This window comes from Celeribacter sp. PS-C1 (assembly GCF_019429625.1).
GTDB lineage: Bacteria > Pseudomonadota > Alphaproteobacteria > Rhodobacterales > Rhodobacteraceae > Celeribacter.
The window spans coordinates 1-3,578 of sequence record NZ_JAHXRW010000031.1 but is presented as its reverse complement, the minus strand read 5'-3'; the positions used below and the strand labels follow the sequence as shown (position 1 = coordinate 3,578).

3 protein-coding genes and 1 pseudogene are annotated in these 3,578 nt (G+C 61.9%); 3 read left to right on the top strand and 1 reads right to left on the bottom strand.

Annotated elements, in window-relative coordinates:
- Positions 1-220, bottom strand: a pseudogene (locus J5Y17_RS19015) (IS6 family transposase); the annotation flags it as partial.
- 170 nt (positions 221-390) lie between these two features.
- Between J5Y17_RS19015 and J5Y17_RS19010 the strand changes: the two are divergent.
- From J5Y17_RS19010 to J5Y17_RS19000, 3 genes are read left to right on the top strand one after another with little or no spacing between them, the layout of a single operon-like run.
- Positions 391-1,371 carry a tripartite tricarboxylate transporter substrate binding protein gene (locus tag J5Y17_RS19010; RefSeq protein ID WP_219787426.1) on the top strand — a complete coding sequence of 327 codons (981 nt, stop codon included), beginning with the start codon at positions 391-393 and terminating at the stop codon, positions 1,369-1,371.
- 3 nt (positions 1,372-1,374) lie between these two features.
- The gene (locus J5Y17_RS19005) at positions 1,375-1,818 is read left to right on the top strand and encodes a tripartite tricarboxylate transporter TctB family protein (RefSeq protein ID WP_219787425.1); all 444 of its coding nucleotides are present in this window, start codon (positions 1,375-1,377) and stop codon (positions 1,816-1,818) included.
- Positions 1,819-1,831: 13 nt separating this feature from the next.
- A complete protein-coding gene (locus tag J5Y17_RS19000; protein WP_219787424.1) occupies positions 1,832-3,340 on the top strand; it encodes a tripartite tricarboxylate transporter permease in 1,509 nt (502 codons plus the stop codon).
- Positions 3,341-3,578: the final 238 nt, after the last annotated feature.

Below are 3,578 nucleotides of genomic sequence, written 5' to 3'. Positions count from 1 at the left end.
AGCTATTCGATCGAGGGTGCCGCCATTGCCAACGCATGCGCCTTTCGATCTCGGGGGAATAATGTTGAACCCAGCGATAGATCGTAGAGTGGTCAACCCGATGACCCCGTTCGGCCATCATCTCTTCTAGGTCACGATAGCTAACCCCATAGCGGCAGTACCAACGCACAGCCCAAAGCACGATTTCACCCCGGAAATGACGGCCTTTGAAGTCGCTCATGCTACACCCCTTATCTCAGCAATGACCCACAAAATGCTTGCCGCTGAAAAAGTTTGCAACAGAGCCCGCGAAAGTAAATCCTGACAACGCCTTGCCAAATCCCGCGCTTTCCGCAATCTTGCGCGCGATTTACGGCGGTTACGCCACATATGACCTCGGGAGGCTCTACCATGATCATTTCGCGCCGTGCGGCCCTTTTGGGTGCCGCCGCCATGACGCTTTGCAACCCCGCTCTGGCCCAGGACGCCGCCTGGCCGAGCCAGCCTCAGCATGTCTATGTGGGCTTCCCCGCAGGCTCCTCCCCCGACCTTCTGGCCCGCATCGTGACCGAACCGCTGGCCGAAAAGCTGGGTCAGCCGATCGTGATCGAAAACAAACCCGGCGCCGGTGGCGTGATCGGCATTCAGCAGATGCTGAACGCTCAGGATCAAAAGAACACCTTTGCCACCACCATCAACGGACCGCTCACCACGGCGCCGCGCCTGACGCCGAGCCTTGGCTATGACGTCGCCGAAGATATTGTTCCGGTGACCCTGATCGCGACCTCGCCGCTGGTGCTTGTCGTCGCCGCCGATTTCCCCGCCGAAGACCTCGCGAATTTTGTCCAAGCCGCTGGCAAAGAACCCGAAGCCCTCGCCTATGGATCCGTCGGCAAAGGCTCGGGCGCGCATCTGACGGCCGAGCTGTTCTCGGACCGTGCCGGTGTGGAGATGCTCCATATCCCCTTCACCTCCTACGCCGAAGTCACGACCGCGATCATAGGTCATGAAATTGATTGCGGCTTCATGGCCCCTTCTGCGGCCATGCAATATGTCGAGGCAGGCAAGGTGAAAATCCTCGGCATCACGTCCGAGACACCATTCGCACAGGCCCCTGGCGTGCCGGTCATGGCCGGTCAGGCCGGGTTGCCCGATGATTTCCGCGCCGAGCTATGGAACGCCTTCATCGCGCCCGCCGGAACGGAAGCGGCGACTGTCGAGACGCTGAGCATCCATATCAACGCCATCCTTGCGGATGAAGCTGTGCAAAAGCGGTTGCTCGACATGGGCTGGCAAGCGGCCGGCGGCTCTGCCGAAGAGTTGCAACAGCGTATCGCAGAAGACACCAAGGTCTGGGGTGCGGTGCTCGACCGGATCGACGCGAAAGACTAACCGATGAAGCGCGACATTCCTGATCTCGTTGGTGGCGTCCTTCTGGCCGCCATCGGCCTCTTCGTCGTCTTCTACGCGCTGGCCCACTACGAGATTGGCTCACTGCGCCGAATGGGGCCCGGGTTCTTCCCGGCTGTCCTTGGCGCAGCCTTGGCGCTTCTGGGGGGGATGGTCGCGCTTCCTGCCTTGGCCCGGCAGGGTGAGGCGATCCACATCGCGTGGAAAGAATGCCTCGCCGTGCTGGCGGCGATCCTGATCTTTGCCGCCGGTCTCGACCGCTTGGGGCTTGTTCTGGTGACATTGACCAGCGTGCTGATCGCGTCGCTCGCGGCCCCGGATCGGCGGGTCGGCTGGCGCATCGTGTTGGCCCTCGTGGTCACCGCGCTGTCGGTCGCGGTGTTTTCCTTCGGATTGAAAATGACCGTCCCGCTCTGGCCGGGACGATGAGAGGCGTAAGACGATGAATGGGTGGGACGGATTTCTGCACGGGCTGAGCGTCGCGACACAGCCCGGCGTGTTGATCTATTGTGTGCTCGGCGTGCTTTTGGGCACCTTCGTCGGCGTTTTGCCCGGCATCGGGGCGATGGCCACGATTTCGCTGTTGCTGCCGATCACCTATTACCTGTCCCCCGAGGCGGCTCTGGTGATGCTGGCTGGCGTCTATTACGGCTCGCAATATGGCGGGGCTGTGGCCTCCATCCTTCTGCGCCTGCCCGGCACGCCGCAGTCAGCAATCACCACGCTCGACGGCTATCCATTGGCCCAGCAGGGGCGCGCTGGCGTGGCCCTGTTCACCTCGATGATCTGCAGCTTTGCAGGATCAATGATCGGGATTCTCGTACTGATCCTGCTGTCGGGCGCTTTGGCTCAGGCAGCGATTGCCTTTGGGGCCGCCGAATATGCCGCGATGATGATCCTCGGCCTTGTGGCCGCCTCGACAGTCGGCGCGAAACACCCGGCGAAGAGCATGGCTATGGTCGTGCTGGGGCTGATCCTCGGCTGTGTCGGGACCGATGTAAATTCCGGCGAACAGCGTTTTATCTTTGGCCAGACCGAGCTGATGGACGGCATCAACCTCGTGGCGCTGGCGATGGGCCTGTTTGGCGTGGCGGAGGTGATCTCCAACATTCGTGTCGCCGAACGCACCGGCGTGCCGCCGCGCGTCGCATTGCGCGATCTTCTGCCCAGCCGGGCAGAGCTGCGCCGTATCCCCTTCCCGGCCCTGCGCGGCGCCAGCCTCGGCAGTTTTTTCGGTGCGCTCCCCGGCACCGGATCGACGATTTCGTCGTTCCTCGCCTATGCCACCGAACGCCGCCTCTCGCGTCGCTCAGAACAATTCGGCAAGGGCGCCATCGAAGGCATCGCGGGGCCCGAGGCGGCCAATAACGCCGCCGCAATCAGCGCCTTTGTCCCCACGCTCTCGCTTGGCATTCCGGGCGATCCGATCATGGCACTTATGCTGGGCGCCTTGGTGATTCACGGCGTACAGCCCGGCCCCTTGATGCTCGACGCGCGCCCCGACATGTTCTGGGGCCTGATCGCGAGTTTCGGGATCGGAAACCTGTTGCTCTTGGTGCTCAACCTGCCTCTGATCGGCATCTGGGTGTCAATGCTGCGCATCCCGTTCCGCTGGCTCTACCCCGCCATCCTGATCTTTGTCAGCCTCGGCGTCTATTCGGTACGTGGGTCGAGCTTTGACATCTTCGCCGTCGCCCTGATCGGTGTCATCGGCTACGCGCTGTCTCTGGCACGGTTCAACCCGGCGCTCTTGCTGCTTGGGTTCGTTTTGGGGCCTCTCATCGAAACCAACCTGCGGCGCGCCCTTCTGATTGGACGGGGCGATCCGATGGTCTTCCTGCAACGCCCGATCGCCGCGGCCTTTATCCTCGCCGCCGGCGCACTCATCGTGATGGCCGTGGTACAGGTGCTGCGCCGGCGCCCCACGGATGCGGTTGAAACGGAGAGCTGACGGGGTTCTGTCGCAAACTTTATCAGGGAGTGCAGAACAGCCTTTCAGCGGACACACTTATGCTGCGAGGGAGGCGAATTGCTGGAAGCCCGTTTTCCCATTCGCGGCGATGGCATTGTCAGGTTATTATTGATGGCACTCAAGAACGGGGCTGCGCGTAATTTTCAAGCGATCAACTCGCGTGCATACTCAGCCCAAATTTCGAAGGCATCGGCTCTGGCGTGGCGGTAGGAACGGG